Here is a 15,072-nt window from a genome sequence, read left to right as displayed (position 1 = left end):
CTGAGAAACAGTCTTTATGAGTAGCAGTGTCGTCGTAATCGGTTCCTTCAATGTGGATCATGTCTGGCGTTGTGAGTCGCTCCCGGCCCCGGGCGCGACCATTGCCGGCCGCTACAGCACCGGTCCCGGCGGCAAGGGCTTCAATCAGGCCGTGGCCGCCCGCCGCGCCGGCGCGCCGACCACGTTCCTGTGCGCGCTGGGCGATGACGCCGGCGGTGCCATGGCCCGTGGGCTGGCCGAGCAGGACGGCTTCGCGCTGACCGCCGAGGCCAGCAGCGAGCCGACCGGTACCGGTGGCATCTATGTCGACAGCCGCGGCCGCAACACCATCGTGATCGGCCCGGGCGCCAACGCCGCGCTGAGCCTGGACTTCGTCGAACAGCAGCGCGCGCTGCTGGCCGGCGCCAAGGTGGTGCTGGCGCAGCTGGAATCGCCGGTGGAAACCATCGAAGCGGCGCTGGCGATCGCACGTGAGGCCGGTGCCACCACCGTGCTCAACGTGGCGCCTGCCGATGCGCCGTCCAGCATCGGCCTGCTCAAGCTGGCCGATGTGCTGACCCCGAACGAGACCGAGTTCGCTGCCCTGCTCGGCCGTCACGTCGGCGAGCGCGTGGATGCCAACGATGTGGCCGCGCTGGATGGCGCCAGCCTGCATGCGCTGTGCCGCAAGCTGGTCGGCAACGGCACCGTGGTGGTGACGCTGGGCTCGGTGGGTGTGTTCGTGTCGCACGCCGAAGAGAACCTGCGTGGCGATACCCAGCCGTACTACCGCGTCGGTGCCGAGCAGGTGCAGGTGCTGGACACCACCGGCGCCGGCGATGCGTTCAACGGTGCGCTGGTGGCCTCGATCGCGCAGGATCCGGACGCGGCGTTCGCCCGCCACGTGCGTTTCGCCAACCAGTTCGCCGGTCGTTCGACCGAGAAGGAAGGCGCCGCCGCGGCGATGCCGCACTTCACCCCGGGTGATGCCGAGAACAAGTAAGCGTCACCGGTGTGGATACCAAGGCCAGCGTTCGCGCTGGCCTTTTTTTTGTCCTGCTCCCCTCTGCATGAAATCGAGAGGCGCCCTCTGAGCCTTTCCGGGCGAGGCGTCGAGTAGGTCGAGCGCTGGCGCTGCGCAGCGGCGGCCGGGGGACATTTGCCGAGGGGCCTACCGGTCGCTACGGGGCCCTTGAGCTCGCGGTGCGCCCCAGCGACATTGGTATGCAGCGCGTGATCCACAGCGCCAGCGCGCCGACCAGCAGTCCGGCAAGCACATCCAACAGATCGTGCTGCCAGGTGGTGAGCGTCGACACCAGGATCAGGCCGCAGGCGCCATGCCACAGCCAGCGCAACGCCGCCGTATCGGCCAGCAGCCAGCGGCGCCATGCCTGCCAGACCACCACCAATACCGCGGCATGCAGCGACGGCGCCATGTTGAATGGCGCCTCGAACGCGCGTAGCTGGGCGAACAGCAGTCCGCTCGCGCCTTCCGGCTGCGGCAAGACACGCACGTTGCCGGTCGGCCAGCACACGAACGCAAGCATGCAGGCGGCCTGCACCAGCGCGATGGCCAGGGCATGGCGGCGCAGCGCCGACCGGGTCGGGCAGAGGAAGAACGTCAGCGGGTACAGCAGGTTCAGCGCCAGATACGGCCAGATCGTCCATGCCCAGAACGGGATCGCCTCGTCCCAGCGACCGTGCAGGCTGTAGCTATGGGGCTGGCTGGCGGCCCATTGGTTGGTCCAGCTGTAGCCATGGATGAACATCGCGCCGAGCAGCAGCATCCACAGCATGGCCTCGCGCCAGGGCGGATGCGGGACCGGAGCGTTGGCATGAGGCGGTGTGGGCACGCGCGCACGGTAGCAGAACGTGGCAGGCCTGTTTGCCGCTATCCTTGCGCTTTCGCGGATACAGGGACTGTACGCAGTGGCAGCAGGCAGTCAGCAACACGCAGGCACGCACGCGGATGCACCGCGCTGGACGCGCAATCCGGCCTGGGCCCTGTTTTCGCAGCCCCATGCGCAGCGCCAACTGCTGCTGGTGTCCGGTGGCGCCGACGAGCTCTACGTGGTCGATGAGGCGGATACCCCGGCCATCATCGAACGCATCCTCGGCCACTGGCAGGACGACACGCTGGCGATACTCCAGGACGATCCGGACGGTGGCCCGGCGGTCCGCCAGTTGATGCGCCTGGGCGTGTTGGTGCCGTCGCAGGCGATGCGCCCTGTGCGCCGCTATGCACTGGATTGGCTCGGCGAACCGCTGCCCGGGTTGGCCGACGCGTTCGACCAGCATGCCAGCGCGGATCTGCAGCGCGTCGATGCCGTGGCCGATGCCGACCTCCTCGTGCTGGTCCGCCATGGGCTCGGCTGGGAGCAGGCCTTGGCGCGCTACCGCACGCAGATGCCGGTACAGCCGCACGTGCTGCTGGACCTCAGCTATCACCACACGATCGCGCTTGGGCCCTATGTGGTGCCCGGCCAGAGCGCCTGCGTGTATTGCCTGGGCAACCGGGTGCTGCGTCGCTGGGGCGAAGCAGTGGTGCCGGCGCTGCCGGAAGTCGCAACGCAACCGGCGCGGATCGCTGCGCTGGTCGCGCCGTTGCTGGATCAGCCGCACCTGTTGCTGGGCTATCTCGAACGCAGCGTCTGGCTCGACCTGCATCGCCTGCATGGGGAGCGCGACCGGGTGCTGCGGCTGCCGTGGTGCCCCGCCTGCCACGGCGGTGAAGCGTCACTGCCTGCACCGCTGCCACTGCCCTGGGACCCCGGGCGCCCGTGATAATGTGCGCCACGCGCCGGGCGTTTCCGCCCTGGTCAAGGGAGTGACCCCATGTATCGCCTGCCGACCCAGTTCGATGCCAGTGCCTCGCGCCAGGACCTTGCCGCGGCAGGCGGCGGCTCGACGTCGACCACCTGCAGTTCCTGCGTCGTCACCCTGCTCGGCACCTCGGTGCTGTCGGCGGTGGTGCTTGGCAGGCTGGAACCGGTTGCGCCTGCCGCCCATCCCGGCGCCGCGGCCATCACGCCCGTCACCGTCGATACCCCCACCGAGCGCCACGGCCAGCCGCCTGCGTTGCCGCAGGAACCACCCAGCGCCGTCACTCCGGATCACCCGGCGACACCCGCACCGGTGATGCCGGCAGCCGGCATGAGCCGCCCCAGCCGGATCCTGCTGGGGCTGTTCGCCTTGCCGCTGGCCGCGATCGGCGGTGGCATTTTCATGAGCACTTCCAATCCGATATTCGGGCTGTTCGTCGCCGTCGGGCTGTATCTCGGCATCTACGCCCTCGTCTACGAGCGCGCGGGGCGTTCGCTCGGGCGCGGCATCGGCATCGCCATCGGGCTGCTGCTGGGCCTGTTCGCCGTGGGCGCGCTCGAGATGATGCTCTGGCTGAGCGTGTTGAAATGAGCCACGCCGCCGTGCAGGCGGCGGTGCCGGAAACGCCCACGCTGTCGTCGCACCTGCTGCATGGCGCAGCGCGTCCGCGCTGCGGTCTGGTGCGCCCGGCGCAACCGATCGAGGCCAACCCGTGCGATGCAACCGGCCCCTTGTTCCAGGGACGGCGCGTGCACAATGCCGCCACGCCAGCCGACCCGGCCAATCCCTGGCAGGGCGTCTCGGGCGCAGTCGCGCTGGAGGCCGCTGCGGCCGCCGACGGCGCGGTCGCCGAGGCCCTGGAGCGGCTGGCGGCGGCGCAGGCGAGTCTGGAGGTGCGTCGCCGCGATGCGCTGACGCCCACACAACGTCTGGACGAATCGGCGTTCGCGCTGTTCTCGGCGAGCCAACGCGCCATGCCGGACTTCCCGTGGCCGATGCCCGAACGCGACGAGGACCTGTTCGCAGCGGTACATGCGCTGGACAACAACCGGGTCGCCTGGGTGCCGCAGGAGCTGGTTGGGCTGGGGCCGCGCAGCGGCCAGGCGCGGTTGCCGTCGACGTCCAGTGGTCTGGCGGCTTGGCGGGATGGGCGCGATGGCGCCTGGCTGGCGCTGCTGCGCGCGGCGCAGGAGCTGCTGGAGCGCGATGCGCTGGCGGTCACCTGGCTCAATGGCGTGGCCGGCCGGCGAATCGCGCTGCCGGCCCAATGGCAGGCCTTCGCGCACGAGCGCGGTGGCGAACTGCACGTCTTCGACCTCACCCAGCACTGGAACCCGCACCCGGTGATCGCGGTCGCCGGTGGCATCCCGTTTGAAGGCCGCCCGCGGCACGTCCTCGGCATCGCCTGCCGCGCCGATCCGGGTGAGGCGCTGCACAAGGCGCTGCTGGAATGGCAGCAGGCGCTGACCTTCGCCGCCCATCTGTGTGGCCGCGAACGTGCACGGCTTCCGCGTGAACCGTCAGCGCTGCGCAGCTTCGACGAACATGCCGCCTTTTACACCCTGCGCCCGGAGCTGTGGCCGCAGTTGCCGCTGCTACGGAAGGCAGGCGACAGTACCTTGCAGCTGCCACCACCGGGCGCGGCGATCCCGCCCGCCGCGCCGCGCGCGGTCATCGAGCTTGATCAGCTGCGACGCCGGCTGGGCCGTGCTGGCATCGCGCTGTACTACCGCGAGTTGACCACCGCCGATGTGGCCGCGGCCGGCCTGCGGGTGATGCGGGTGCTGTCGCCAGCGCTCGTCGGCCTGCATGCCGACGAACGTGCGCCCTTCCTGGGTGGCCGCTGCCGGGACGTGGCATGGCGCTATCCCGGCGTGCCGCACGGCGGCGCGTTTCCCAACCCCTTCCCGCATCCATTGGGCTGATCCCCGAGAACCGCATGCCGTCACCGCCTTCCCCTTGGGACGATGCCCCGCTGTTCCATCTGTTCTGGCACAACGGCGAGCTCAATCCCGCGCGCGCAGACGTGATGCGCGCGCGGATCGCCGAAGATGCCGCACGTGCCTGGTCGCCGCCACGGCCGTTGCATGCAGCAGCCGGCGTCGCCTTGCCGGACCCGGTACACCCCGGCGATGCCCTCGCGCAGCGCCGCAGTGGCCGCCGTTTCGGTGATGCACCGTGGGGCGCGCAGGAACTGGGGCGCGTGCTGGCCCCGCTGCGGGCCCGCCCCGGCGACAGTGACACGCGGCGTCTGCCGTCCGGTGGGGCCAAGTACCCGATCCAGGCCTATGCCGCGCTGTACGGCAACGACGATGCGCCCGCGGTAGCGCCGGGCATCCAGTGGTACGACCCGCTCGAGCACGCCCTGGTGCCGGTAGCGCCCTGCCCTGCATGGCCGGCGCTGTCCAGGCTGCTGGGCGTGGACTGGCCGGAGCGGCCGGCGGCCGTGCTGTTCCTGATCGCCGAGCCGGGTGGGACGCTGGCCAAGTACGGCGAGCGCGGCGGCCGCTTCGTGTTGATCGAGGCCGGGGTCTGGCTGGGCGCGCTGGGGCAGCAGGTGGCCGCGATGAACGCCGCCGGCTGCGCGATCGGCTCATTCGAGGACGCCGCCGTGCTGGCCCTGCTCGGGCTCGACCCGCAGCGGCATCTGGCGGTGTTGGCCTATGCATGTGGTCCGGCGCCCTGACCATCGCCGGAATCGCGGCAGGCTCCACCTGATCATGCGATTCCCAGCCAGCGTCCGGCGCGACCGGTAACCAGCCAGCATCCGCCGCCGCTGGGGGCGGCGGAACCAATCGTCAAGCATATGCTCATGACCGGAGCGCATCAGGCTCTTCCGGATCGGCCTGAACGGGCTGGCCGCCAGCGCGGCCGGCGCCGGCCGGGCGCTCTACAATGCGCCTATGCAGATTGGCCCCTACAACATCCAGCCCAACGTGGTGCTGGCACCGATGGCCGGTGTCACCGACAAGCCCTTCCGCCTGCTGTGCAAACAGCTGGGCGCGGGCCTGGCCGCCTCGGAGATGACCATCTCCGACCCGCGCTTCTGGAATACCCGCAAATCGCTGCACCGCATGGACCATGCCGGTGAGCCGGACCCGATCAGCGTGCAGATCGCCGGCACCGAGCCGCAGCAGCTGGCCGAGGCGGCCCGCTACAACGTGGACAACGGTGCGCAGATCATCGACATCAACATGGGCTGCCCGGCCAAGAAAGTCTGCAACGCCTGGGCCGGCTCGGCGCTGATGCGCGATGAGGACCTGGTCGCCCGCATCCTCGGCGCGGTGGTCAGTGCGGTGGACGTGCCGGTCACGCTCAAGATCCGCACCGGGTGGGACTGCGACCACCGCAATGGCCCGCTGATCGCCCGCATCGCCGAAGACAGCGGCATCGCCGCGCTGGCCGTGCATGGCCGTACCCGCGACCAGCATTACACCGGCACCGCCGAGTACGACACCATCGCCGCGATCAAGGCAGCGCTGCGTATTCCGGTGATCGCCAACGGCGACATCGACTCACCGCAGAAAGCCGCGCAGGTGTTGAAGCAGACCGGCGTGGACGCGGTGATGATCGGCCGCGCCGCCCAGGGCCGGCCCTGGATCTTCCGCGAGGTGGCGCACTACCTGGCCACCGGCGAGCTGCTGGCGCCGCCCTCGGTGACCGAGGTGCGCGACCTGCTGCTGGGGCACCTGCACGCGCTGCACGATTTCTATGGCGAGCAGCAGGGGGTGCGCATCGCGCGCAAACACCTGGGCTGGTACGCCAAGGACCGGCCGGAGAACGCCGCCTTCCGTGCGGTGGTCAACCGCGCCGAAGATGCCGCCAGCCAAGTCGCCCTGACCACTGACTATTTCGACGCCCTCGCCGCCGGCGAGCCGTTGTCGTCCGCTGCCTGAGCCTTCCGCCATGACTCCGCCGATCACCGCACCGACCTACCTCCACGGCTTCTCCGATACCGAGCAGCATCGCCTGGTCACCCAGTCGCGCCTGTTCGAATCGAGCATCTTCAGCGGCATTGACTACGGCGGCGCCACGCGCCTGCTGGAAGTCGGCAGCGGCGTTGGCGCGCAGACGGACATCCTGCTGCGGCGGTTCCCGGAGCTGCACGTCACCGGCGTGGACCTGAGCGAGGCGCAGCTGGCCACCGCCGCCACCAACCTGGCCAGGACACCGTGGTGCCGCGAGCGCTACACCCTGCTGCAGGCCGACGCCGGCAACCTGCCGTTCGGCGCGCGCGAATTCGATTCGGCCTTCCTGTGCTGGGTGCTGGAGCACGTGCCCTCGCCGGCGCGGGTGCTCAACGAAGTGCGCCGCGTGCTGGTGCCGGGCTCGCCCGTGTATGTCACCGAAGTGATGAACGCCTCGTTCCTGCTCGATCCGTATTCACCGCATATCTGGCGCTACTGGATGGCCTTCAACGATTTCCAGTACGACCACGGTGGCGATCCGTTCGTCGGTGCCAAGCTCGGCAACCTGCTGCTGGCCGGCGGCTTCCGCGACGTGCACACCGAGATCAAGACCATCCACCTGGACAACCGCGAGCCGGCACGTCGCAAGACGATGATCGCGTTCTGGGAGCAACTGCTGTTGTCGGCGGCCGATCCGCTGCTGGACGCCGGCCTGGTCGACCAGGAGACGGTGGATGGCATGCGCCGCGAGTTCAGCCTGGTCCAGAACGATCCGAACGCGGTGTTCTTCTTCTCCTTCGTGCAGGCGCGCGCGACGGTGTATTGATCGGCAGCACGCCCTACCCGATGAGCCACGCCACCAGGCTGGCCACGACCACCCCTGCCAGCACCACCCACAGACCCAGCCCGCCCCGATCACCCGGGGCGACCGTTGCACCACCGGCGGTGAGGCGGGCGCCTTCGCGCGGCCGCGCGGTGGGCGTGTTGCCCACCTCCAGGGTGCCGGTGGCCGGCCGCTGGTTACGCTCGGTGAGCTTGTTCTGCATGCGCCGCGCCCGCTCGGGGTCGACCTTGTGCAGTTCCTCCAGCAGCACCTGCTGCTGACGCGCGCGGTCCGGCTGCGCCTTGGCCTTGTGCAGGATCTCGCGCAACGGCACCGCTGGCTGCTCGGCGGAGCGGCCCGGGGTCACATCCAGCAACAGCGCGCGGTACTCCGGCGGCACATCGGCCAGCCGGGTGTAGCGCGTGCCATTGATCTCCATGTCGAACCGTTCGGTCACGGTGCCTCCGTCCAACCTGCCTTCGGTGCGATCACCTCGGGATGCGCCGGCGCGTGCCAGATGCGTTGCCACATCGCCGAGAACCGGCGCTTCACCATCGCCCTGCCCTGCTCCCCTTCATACGCCGGGCGCAGCTGTCGTGGCGTGATCGCCGCCCAGCCCTGGCCCTCGGCCCGGGCCACCGCGAAGGTGAAGGTGTAGTCCGGCTCCAGGCCCATGCGCAGGTCGCTGAGCTGCAGTTCGCCATCGACCACCTGGGCCCGCATGAAGCCGCGGTTGAACCAGTTCAGCCGCTGCACGGCCGGCAGCGTGGCCGCCTGGCGCAAGGCCTGCACGTTGGAAGGATGCCCTTCGAAGGTCATCGCGCCGCGGTCGGCGATCAGCGAGCGCTCGCCGATCACGTACCCGCTGGGCGTCATCGCCACCACCTGCCAGAGCAGCGTGTTGAACGGCATCGCCACCGAGAAGCGCGGGGCGTCACCCAACCCCATGGCGGCCAGCGCGCGGTCGGCCTCGCGGTCGACGCTGTGCTTGGCCAGCAGCGACCAGCCCAGGTAACCACTGCTGAGCACCAGCCCCGCCACCAGCGCTTTCTGCGCCAGCGGCCGCGCACGGGCGAACCACGCCACCGCACAGGCGAGCAGCAGCCACACCGTATACAGCGGGTCGATGATGAAGACGCTGGCCCACATCGTCGGAGGCGGCGTGAACGGCCACCACAGCTGGGTGCCGTAAACGGTAAAGGCATCCAGCAGCGGATGGGTGATCAGCGCCAGCGCGATCGCCCAGAACCAGCGGCCCGGCGCCTGTGCCACCCGGCCATGACCAAAGCGTTTGAACAGCCACCAGATCAACGCCGCCACCCACGGCAGCACCAGCAGGGAATGACTGAAGCTGCGGTGCTCGACCATCAGCGCCACCGGATCGGCGGCGGTGAACGCCAGCAGCAGCGCGTCCAGGTCCGGCAGGGTGCCGAGCGCGGCACCGGCCAACAGGGCGGCGCGGCGATGGCCGGCCGGGGCAATGGCGGCGGCCACCGCGCCGCCGAGTACGATCTGGGTAAGGGAGTCCATCGGCCGATGCTAGCAGCCGGGCCTGGCCCTGCGCCCCTGCCGTTCTGCTCAGGCCGCTCTGGCCAGTGCAGCGTTGCCGGGCAGCGCCGCCAGGGTCTGCCCGGTGTGATCGAGCAGCCGCAGGCTGCCATCCGGGTCTTCGGCCAGCGCGGTCAGGCTTTCCACCCAGTCGCCGTCGTTGGCATAGATCAACCCGTCGCGCTCGACCAGCGCGGCGCGATGGATATGCCCGCAGACGATCCCGTCCAGACCGCGCCGCCGCACATCCTCGAGTCCGGCCTGGACGAAGCGTTCGATGTAGCGCTCGGCCGCGCCGCTGCGCTTCTTGAGGAATTCGGAGAGCGACCAGTAGCGCTGGCCGAGCCGCCGCCGCGCGGCATTGAGCAGGCGGTTGCCGGTGAGGATGCGGTAGTACAGCCAGTCCCCGAACTGCTCCTGCAGCCCGCCAAAATGGGTGATGCCGTCGTAGTCATCGCCATGGACGACCAGCAGCCGGCGTCCGTCGGCGGTCACGTGGATCGCCCGCCGGCGGACCTGCATGGCCGGCAGCATCAGTCCGCAGACCTTGCGCAGCGAAGCATCGTGGTTGCCAGGAATGTAGATGATCCCGGTGCCGGCCCGCTGCAGCGCGTGCAGGGCCTGGATCACTTCGCTGTGCGCCGGCCGCCAGCTGGCCCGGCGGTGCGCCATCCACCACAGGTCGATGATGTCGCCCACCAGATACAGGCGCTCGCAGCGCAGCTCGGCCAGGAACCGGGCCAGTTCAGCGGCGTGGCAGTGGCGCGAGCCCAGGTGGACATCGGAGAGGAAGACCGCCCGCCGATGGGGCGCCAGGGTCGTCACGGGCCGCGTGGCGGCCTCCCGCGCGTCGCGCTGCTCGAGTTCGTGCATGGCGTGCTCCTCAGGTCCGGCGGCCGGATGCGCCGAAGCCTGCACGGCCCCGGCGACAGCCCGATGGCGGTTTGACGACGGGCCGATGACGCGCGCGGGGTCCGGATGCCCGTCGCACCCATCGTGAGAGCGCGTGCGGCTGGCGGGCCTGTCGGGGGGCTGCCGCTGCGGGCGCCCGGTTGTCACGCTGGTGGAACACTGCGCGGTGACGCTGGGCCTCAATCCCGTCACACGGGGCCCTGCGACGGGCACGCGGGCTTAACCACGGGCAACCCGTGCTGGCGCACAATGCAAGCGCGCGACTTGCCGTGTATCATTCGCGCCCATCTTTCCATCCGAATCAAAGGATATTACGCCTGATGTCCAGCTACCTGTTCACCTCCGAATCGGTCTCCGAAGGCCATCCGGACAAGATTGCCGACCAGATCTCCGATGCGGTGCTGGACGCGATCCTGACCCAGGACAAGCGTGCGCGCGTGGCCTGCGAAACCATGGTCAAGACTGGCGTGGCAATCGTCGCCGGTGAAATCACCACCAGCGCCTGGATCGACCTGGAAGCCTTGACCCGCAAGGTGATCCTGGACATCGGCTACGACAGCTCCGACGTCGGCTTCGACGGCGCGACCTGCGGCGTGCTGAACCTGATCGGCAAGCAGTCGCCGCACATTGCCCAGGGCGTGGACCGCAAGAAGCCCGAAGAAATGGGCGCTGGCGACCAGGGCCTGATGTTCGGCTATGCCACCAACGAGACCGACAGCTACATGCCGGCCGCGATCCACCTGTCGCACCGCCTGGTCGAGCAGCAGGCCAAGATCCGCAAGAAGAAGAACTCGCCGCTGTCCTGGCTGCGCCCGGATGCCAAGAGCCAGGTCACCCTGCGCTATGAGAACGGTGCCGTCTCGGCCATCGACGCGGTGGTGCTGTCGACCCAGCACGCCCCGGGCGTGAAGCAGAAGGACCTGATCGAGGCCGTCCGCGAAGAGATCATCAAGCCGGTGCTGCCGGCCAAGTGGCTGCACAAGGGCACCAAGTTCCACATCAACCCGACCGGCAAGTTCGAGATCGGCGGCCCGGTGGGCGACTGCGGCCTGACCGGCCGCAAGATCATCGTCGACACCTACGGCGGCTGGGCCCGTCATGGTGGTGGTGCGTTCTCGGGCAAGGATCCGTCCAAGGTCGACCGTTCGGCGGCTTACGCTGCCCGTTACGTCGCCAAGAACGTCGTTGCCGCCGGCCTGGCCGACCGTTGCGAAGTGCAGGTCTCCTACGCCATCGGCGTGGCCGAGCCGACCTCGATCTCGGTCACCACCTTCGGCACCGGCAAGATCAGCGATGACAAGATCGAAAAGCTGATCCGCAAGCATTTCGACCTGCGCCCGTACGGCATCATCCAGATGCTGGATCTGATCCACCCGATGTACCAGCAGACCGCGGCCTACGGCCACTTCGGCCGCAAGGCCAAGGAGTTCAGCTACACCAACGGTGCTGGCGAACAGGTCAACGCGACCGCCTTCTCCTGGGAGAAGACCGATCGCGCCGCCGCCCTGCGCGCGGATGCGAAGTTGAAGTAAGAAATGGGCCGCGAAAGCGGCCCTTTTCTTACCGGTAGAGCCGACCGTTGGTCGGCTGGCCGCGCGCAGCGCGGCAATGATCGGCCAAACAAATGACGGGTCGCGAAAGCGGCCCGTCGTCGTTTTGCCGTACCTGGCCCGTCTCGCCGCGCGCGACAAGCCGACCAACGGTCGGCTCTACCAATGGGTCAAGCGGCGCTACACTCCCGCCATGCCCGAATTCAAATCCAACCAGCTCTCCATGACGGTGCTGATGTCGCCGGACATGGCCAACTTCTCCGGCAAGGTGCACGGCGGTGCGGTGCTGCGCCTGCTCGACCAGGTCGCCTACGCGTGTGCGAGCCGCTATGCCGGCAGCTACGTGGTCACCCTCTCGGTGGACCAGGTGATGTTCCGCCAGCCGATCGCGGTTGGCGAGCTGGTCACCTTCCTGGCCTCGGTCAACTACACCGGCACCTCCTCGATGGAAATCGGGGTCAAGGTGGTGGCCGAGGACATCCTCAAGCGTAGCGTGCGCCACGCCAACAGCTGCTTCTTCACCATGGTCGCGGTGGATGACGAGGGCAAGCCGACCCCGGTGCCGCCGCTGGTACTGGAAACTGCCGACGAACGCCGCCGGCATGCGGCCGCATTGATCCGCCGCCAGCTGCGCGAGGAGATGGAGCAGCGTCACCTGGAGCTGCTGGCGTCCAATCCGCCCGCGCCGGGCGATCTGGTCGAGCGGGTCTGAGGAGCGCTGCCGGCCAGCGGCCGGCACTGCCCCGTCATGGCCTACCCGGTGTTCTGTACGCCCTGCGAAACACCGTTCACGCAGGCCACCAGCGCGCGCAGCACATCGTCGTCTTCGCCCCCGCTCTCACGCCAGCGGCGCAGCAGGTCCACCTGCAGCACGCTGATCGGATCGATGTAGGGGTTGCGCAGGCGGATCGACAGCGCCAGGCGCTGGTCGTGCTGCAGCAGTGCGTCCTGGCCGGTAAGCGCCAGGATCCACTGTGAGGTGAGCTCAAGCTCGCCCTGGATCTGCGGGAAGAAGCGGCCATGCAACGCACCGGACAGCTGCGAGAACTGCTCGGCGATGGTCAGGTCGCCCTTGGACAGCACCATCGCGATGTCGTCCAGGAAGGTGCTGAAGAACGGCCAGTCGCGCGCCATCTCTTTCAGGAGGCCTTCGTGGCCGGCATCGATCGCCGCCTGCAGGCCGCTACCCACGCCATACCAGCCCGGAATCACGGCACGCGCCTGGCTCCAGGCGAACACCCACGGAATCGCGCGCAGATTGGTCAGCGCCGCATCTTCGCCCAACCGGCGCGAGGGGCGTGAGCCCAGCGTCATCCGCTCGATCACGTCGATCGGCGTGGCCAGGCGGAAGTACTGCATGAAGTCTTTCTGGCCGACGAAGGCGCGGTAGGCATCGGCACTCTTCTGCGCGATCAGGTCCATGACCGGGCGCCACTGTTCCTCGCGCGGTTCCGCGGCGCGCGGGCGCAGGCTGGAGCGCAGCACCGCACCGGTGGACTGCTCCAGCGAGCGCAGCGCCAGTGCACGGATGCCGTACTTGCGATGGATCACTTCGCCCTGCTCGGTCACGCGCAGACGGCCGTCGATGCTGCCACGCGGCGAGGCATCCACGGCGTGCGTGGTCTTGCCGCCACCGCGGCTGATCGAGCCGCCACGGCCGTGGAAGAACGTCAGGCGGATGTCGTTCTCGGCAGCGACCTCCAACAGCTCCACCTGGGCGCGCTGAAGGCCCCAGCGCGACGCTGCGATACCCCCGTCCTTGCCGCTGTCCGAATAACCGAGCATCACCATCTGCACATCGCCGCGCGAGGCCAGGTGGGTGCGGTACACGGGGTCGGCCAGCAGATCGCGCAGGGTGTCGGTCCCGCGCTTGAGATCGTCCACGGTTTCGAACAACGGGGCGATGTCGAGCGGCACCGCGCCGGCGTCATCCACCAGGCCGCCGCGACGCGCCAAGGCGAGCACGGCGAGCACATCGCTGCGGTCGTGCGCCATTGAAATGATGTAACTCCCCAGCGCGTCGGCACCGTGCCGGTGGCGTGCATCGGCCAGCGCCGCGAACACCGCGTCCAGGCGCTCACCGCCTTCTTCGTTGCTCGCCGGCAGCGCCTGCTCGCCACTGGCGAACGGGGCAAGGCGCGCCGCGCGGGTGACCGCATCGGCGCCGTCCCAGGCCTCCTGCCCATCCAGCACGCTGGCCAGCGCGCGGCCATGCACGCTCGATTCCTGACGTACATCCAGGCGCGCCAGATGGAAGCCGAAGGTGCGCACCCGCCACAGCAGGCGACGCACCGCGAAGCCGCCGGCATGGTCGCCCTTGTTCTCGTGCAGGCTGCGCAGGATCAGTTCGATGTCGTCGGTCAGTTCCTGCGGCGACGCATAGGCGCCTTCCGCATCCTCCATCGTCGCCTGCACGCGCGCGCGCATGCGGTCGTTGAGCAGGCGGTACGGCATGTCGGCATGACGCGGGCGCGAGGTGACCTTGGGCAACAGGACCTTGTAATGCTCCACGCGTGCCTGCAGTTCATCGCTGACCGCCACCCGTTCGGTGGACTGGCTGAGCAGGCTGGCCAGCTGCAGCAGGTCTTTCTGGTAGCGGCCGAGCACGGCCTGGCGCTGCGCATCCAGGGTGTTGCGGATGGTGCCGGCGTCCACGTTCGGATTGCCATCCATGTCGCCGCCCACCCACGTGCCGAAGCGCAGCAGGCGCGGCAGCGGCAGTTCCTCGCCATAGGTATCCAGCAGTGCCTGCTGCAGCGATTCGTACAGCACCGGAATCACCCGGTACAGCACCTGCACCAGATAGAAGCCGACATGCTCGCGCTCGTCTTCCACGGTCGGGCGCACGGGCGAGGAATCGGTGGTCTGCCACGAGGCGGTCAGGGCCATGCGGAACCGCGCGGCATCGGCGGCCGCTTCGCCCGGGGTGCGCTGGCCGTCGAGGTTGTCGACCAGGCTGGCCACCATCAACTGCTCTTTTTCCAGCAGCGCGCGGCGCACCGCTTCGGTCGGGTGCGCAGTGAACACCGGCTCGATGTCGATCCGCGGCAGCCACTCGGCCAGCTCGTCCAGGGTGACGCCCTGCGCTTTGAGATTGACCAGTGCGTCCTGCAGGCCATCGGGCTGCGGCGTGGCGGTACCGGCACGCTGGTAGTCGCGGCGGCGGCGGATGCGGTGCACGCGCTCGGCGATGTTCACCACCTGGAAATAGGTACTGAACGCACGCACCATCGCTTCGGCGCGCGCCGGCGGCAGGCCGGTCAGCGCATCGTTGAGATCGGACAGGGGAGCGTCGCTTTCGCGGCGGGCGATGGCGCGCGTACGCACCTGTTCCACATCATCGAAAAACTGCGTGGCGACCTGCTCGGCGAGCAGGTCGCCGACCAGTGCGCCGAGTCGGCGTACATCGTCACGCAGGGGAATATCGGGAGTGGCAAAAACGATGCTGCTTCGGTACTCGTTCATCTGCGACGCACTGGCCTCGGGAACGGAATCCGCTCAAGCCTACCCCACATTGGGGTCATTGCTG

14 protein-coding genes are annotated in these 15,072 nt (G+C 68.9%); 9 read left to right on the top strand and 5 right to left on the bottom strand.

Annotated features, from left to right (window positions below; genetic code table 11):
• The first annotated feature begins 16 nt into the window (after positions 1-16).
• The gene (locus tag ACTT2I_RS01535) at positions 17-982 is read left to right on the top strand and encodes a ribokinase (protein WP_088433986.1); all 966 of its coding nucleotides are present in this window, start codon (positions 17-19) and stop codon (positions 980-982) included.
• A gap of 178 nt (positions 983-1,160) precedes the next feature.
• Here the strand turns inward: ACTT2I_RS01535 and ACTT2I_RS01530 are convergent, their stop codons facing one another.
• Positions 1,161-1,775, bottom strand: a complete 615-nt coding sequence (locus ACTT2I_RS01530; protein ID WP_421100178.1) for a hypothetical protein — start codon at positions 1,773-1,775, stop codon at positions 1,161-1,163.
• A gap of 133 nt (positions 1,776-1,908) precedes the next feature.
• Here ACTT2I_RS01530 and ACTT2I_RS01525 point away from each other — a divergent pair, with 133 nt between their 5' ends.
• The 6 genes from ACTT2I_RS01525 to ACTT2I_RS01500 all read left to right on the top strand — a co-directional run bounded on the left by ACTT2I_RS01525 (position 1,909) and on the right by ACTT2I_RS01500 (position 7,536).
• On the top strand, positions 1,909-2,763 hold the full coding sequence (locus ACTT2I_RS01525) for a hypothetical protein (RefSeq protein ID WP_421100179.1): 855 nt from the start codon (positions 1,909-1,911) through the stop codon (positions 2,761-2,763).
• Between the two features lie 51 nt (positions 2,764-2,814).
• A complete protein-coding gene (locus ACTT2I_RS01520; protein WP_443096766.1) occupies positions 2,815-3,393 on the top strand; it encodes a hypothetical protein in 579 nt (192 codons plus the stop codon).
• Positions 3,390-4,727 carry a YcaO-like family protein gene (locus tag ACTT2I_RS01515; RefSeq protein WP_421100181.1) on the top strand — a complete coding sequence of 446 codons (1,338 nt, stop codon included), beginning with the start codon at positions 3,390-3,392 and terminating at the stop codon, positions 4,725-4,727. Before ACTT2I_RS01520 ends, ACTT2I_RS01515 begins: the two co-directional genes overlap by 4 nt.
• 14 nt (positions 4,728-4,741) lie before the next feature.
• Positions 4,742-5,488 (top strand): SagB/ThcOx family dehydrogenase, encoded by a 747-nt coding sequence (locus ACTT2I_RS01510; protein WP_421100182.1) that lies wholly within the window; start codon positions 4,742-4,744, stop codon positions 5,486-5,488.
• A gap of 217 nt (positions 5,489-5,705) precedes the next feature.
• Positions 5,706-6,698: a tRNA dihydrouridine synthase DusB gene (dusB, locus tag ACTT2I_RS01505; protein WP_293981147.1), complete on the top strand. Its 993-nt coding sequence runs from the start codon at positions 5,706-5,708 to the stop codon at positions 6,696-6,698.
• Between the two features lie 10 nt (positions 6,699-6,708).
• Entirely contained in the window at positions 6,709-7,536 is an 828-nt protein-coding gene (locus tag ACTT2I_RS01500) for a methyltransferase domain-containing protein (protein ID WP_088433979.1), read from the top strand.
• 13 nt (positions 7,537-7,549) lie between these two features.
• On the opposite strand, the gene ACTT2I_RS01495 is transcribed toward ACTT2I_RS01500, so the two are convergent.
• Genes ACTT2I_RS01495 through ACTT2I_RS01485 form a run of 3 tightly spaced genes read right to left on the bottom strand, consistent with a single transcriptional unit; the run spans position 7,550 to position 9,954 of the window.
• Positions 7,550-7,990, bottom strand: coding sequence for a hypothetical protein (locus tag ACTT2I_RS01495; RefSeq protein WP_088434025.1), 441 nt, complete (start codon positions 7,988-7,990; stop codon positions 7,550-7,552).
• Positions 7,987-9,063 (bottom strand): metal-dependent hydrolase, encoded by a 1,077-nt coding sequence (locus ACTT2I_RS01490; protein WP_421100183.1) that lies wholly within the window; start codon positions 9,061-9,063, stop codon positions 7,987-7,989. The genes ACTT2I_RS01495 and ACTT2I_RS01490 overlap by 4 nt, the downstream gene beginning before the upstream one ends.
• A gap of 48 nt (positions 9,064-9,111) precedes the next feature.
• Positions 9,112-9,954 (bottom strand): UDP-2,3-diacylglucosamine diphosphatase, encoded by an 843-nt coding sequence (locus ACTT2I_RS01485; RefSeq protein WP_088433977.1) that lies wholly within the window; start codon positions 9,952-9,954, stop codon positions 9,112-9,114.
• A 359-nt stretch (positions 9,955-10,313) separates the two neighbouring features.
• On the opposite strand from ACTT2I_RS01485, the gene metK reads away from it, so the two are divergent.
• Positions 10,314-11,525, top strand: coding sequence for a methionine adenosyltransferase (metK, locus tag ACTT2I_RS01480; protein ID WP_019182462.1), 1,212 nt, complete (start codon positions 10,314-10,316; stop codon positions 11,523-11,525).
• 211 nt (positions 11,526-11,736) lie between these two features.
• Positions 11,737-12,255, top strand: coding sequence for an acyl-CoA thioesterase (locus tag ACTT2I_RS01475; RefSeq protein WP_026069660.1), 519 nt, complete (start codon positions 11,737-11,739; stop codon positions 12,253-12,255).
• A 41-nt stretch (positions 12,256-12,296) separates the two neighbouring features.
• On the opposite strand, the gene ppc is transcribed toward ACTT2I_RS01475, so the two are convergent.
• Positions 12,297-15,008 carry a phosphoenolpyruvate carboxylase gene (ppc, locus tag ACTT2I_RS01470; protein ID WP_421100184.1) on the bottom strand — a complete coding sequence of 904 codons (2,712 nt, stop codon included), beginning with the start codon at positions 15,006-15,008 and terminating at the stop codon, positions 12,297-12,299.
• Positions 15,009-15,072 lie beyond the last annotated feature (64 nt).

The sequence above is a fragment of the Stenotrophomonas sp. PUT21 genome, assembly GCF_052232875.1.
In the GTDB taxonomy this organism is placed as follows: Bacteria; Pseudomonadota; Gammaproteobacteria; order Xanthomonadales; family Xanthomonadaceae; genus Stenotrophomonas; species Stenotrophomonas maltophilia_N.
The sequence above is the reverse complement of the archived record's forward strand: the minus strand, read 5'-3'. Positions and strand labels throughout refer to the sequence as shown.

Bases quoted from the DNA above. Each gene is read 5' to 3' on its own strand.
- ACTT2I_RS01535 (WP_088433986.1), top strand. From the start codon at position 17: ATGAGTAGCAGTGTCGTCGTAATCGGTTCCTTCAATGTGGATCATGTC.
- ACTT2I_RS01530 (WP_421100178.1), bottom strand. From the start codon at position 1,775: ATGCTGTGGATGCTGCTGCTCGGCGCGATGTTCATCCATGGCTACAGC.
- ACTT2I_RS01520 (WP_443096766.1), top strand. From the start codon at position 2,815: ATGTATCGCCTGCCGACCCAGTTCGATGCCAGTGCCTCGCGCCAGGAC.
- ACTT2I_RS01515 (WP_421100181.1), top strand. From the start codon at position 3,390: ATGAGCCACGCCGCCGTGCAGGCGGCGGTGCCGGAAACGCCCACGCTG.
- ACTT2I_RS01510 (WP_421100182.1), top strand. From the start codon at position 4,742: ATGCCGTCACCGCCTTCCCCTTGGGACGATGCCCCGCTGTTCCATCTG.
- dusB (WP_293981147.1), top strand. From the start codon at position 5,706: ATGCAGATTGGCCCCTACAACATCCAGCCCAACGTGGTGCTGGCACCG.
- ACTT2I_RS01500 (WP_088433979.1), top strand. From the start codon at position 6,709: ATGACTCCGCCGATCACCGCACCGACCTACCTCCACGGCTTCTCCGAT.
- ACTT2I_RS01490 (WP_421100183.1), bottom strand. From the start codon at position 9,063: ATGGACTCCCTTACCCAGATCGTACTCGGCGGCGCGGTGGCCGCCGCC.
- ACTT2I_RS01485 (WP_088433977.1), bottom strand. From the start codon at position 9,954: ATGCACGAACTCGAGCAGCGCGACGCGCGGGAGGCCGCCACGCGGCCC.
- metK (WP_019182462.1), top strand. From the start codon at position 10,314: ATGTCCAGCTACCTGTTCACCTCCGAATCGGTCTCCGAAGGCCATCCG.
- ACTT2I_RS01475 (WP_026069660.1), top strand. From the start codon at position 11,737: ATGCCCGAATTCAAATCCAACCAGCTCTCCATGACGGTGCTGATGTCG.
- ppc (WP_421100184.1), bottom strand. From the start codon at position 15,008: ATGAACGAGTACCGAAGCAGCATCGTTTTTGCCACTCCCGATATTCCC.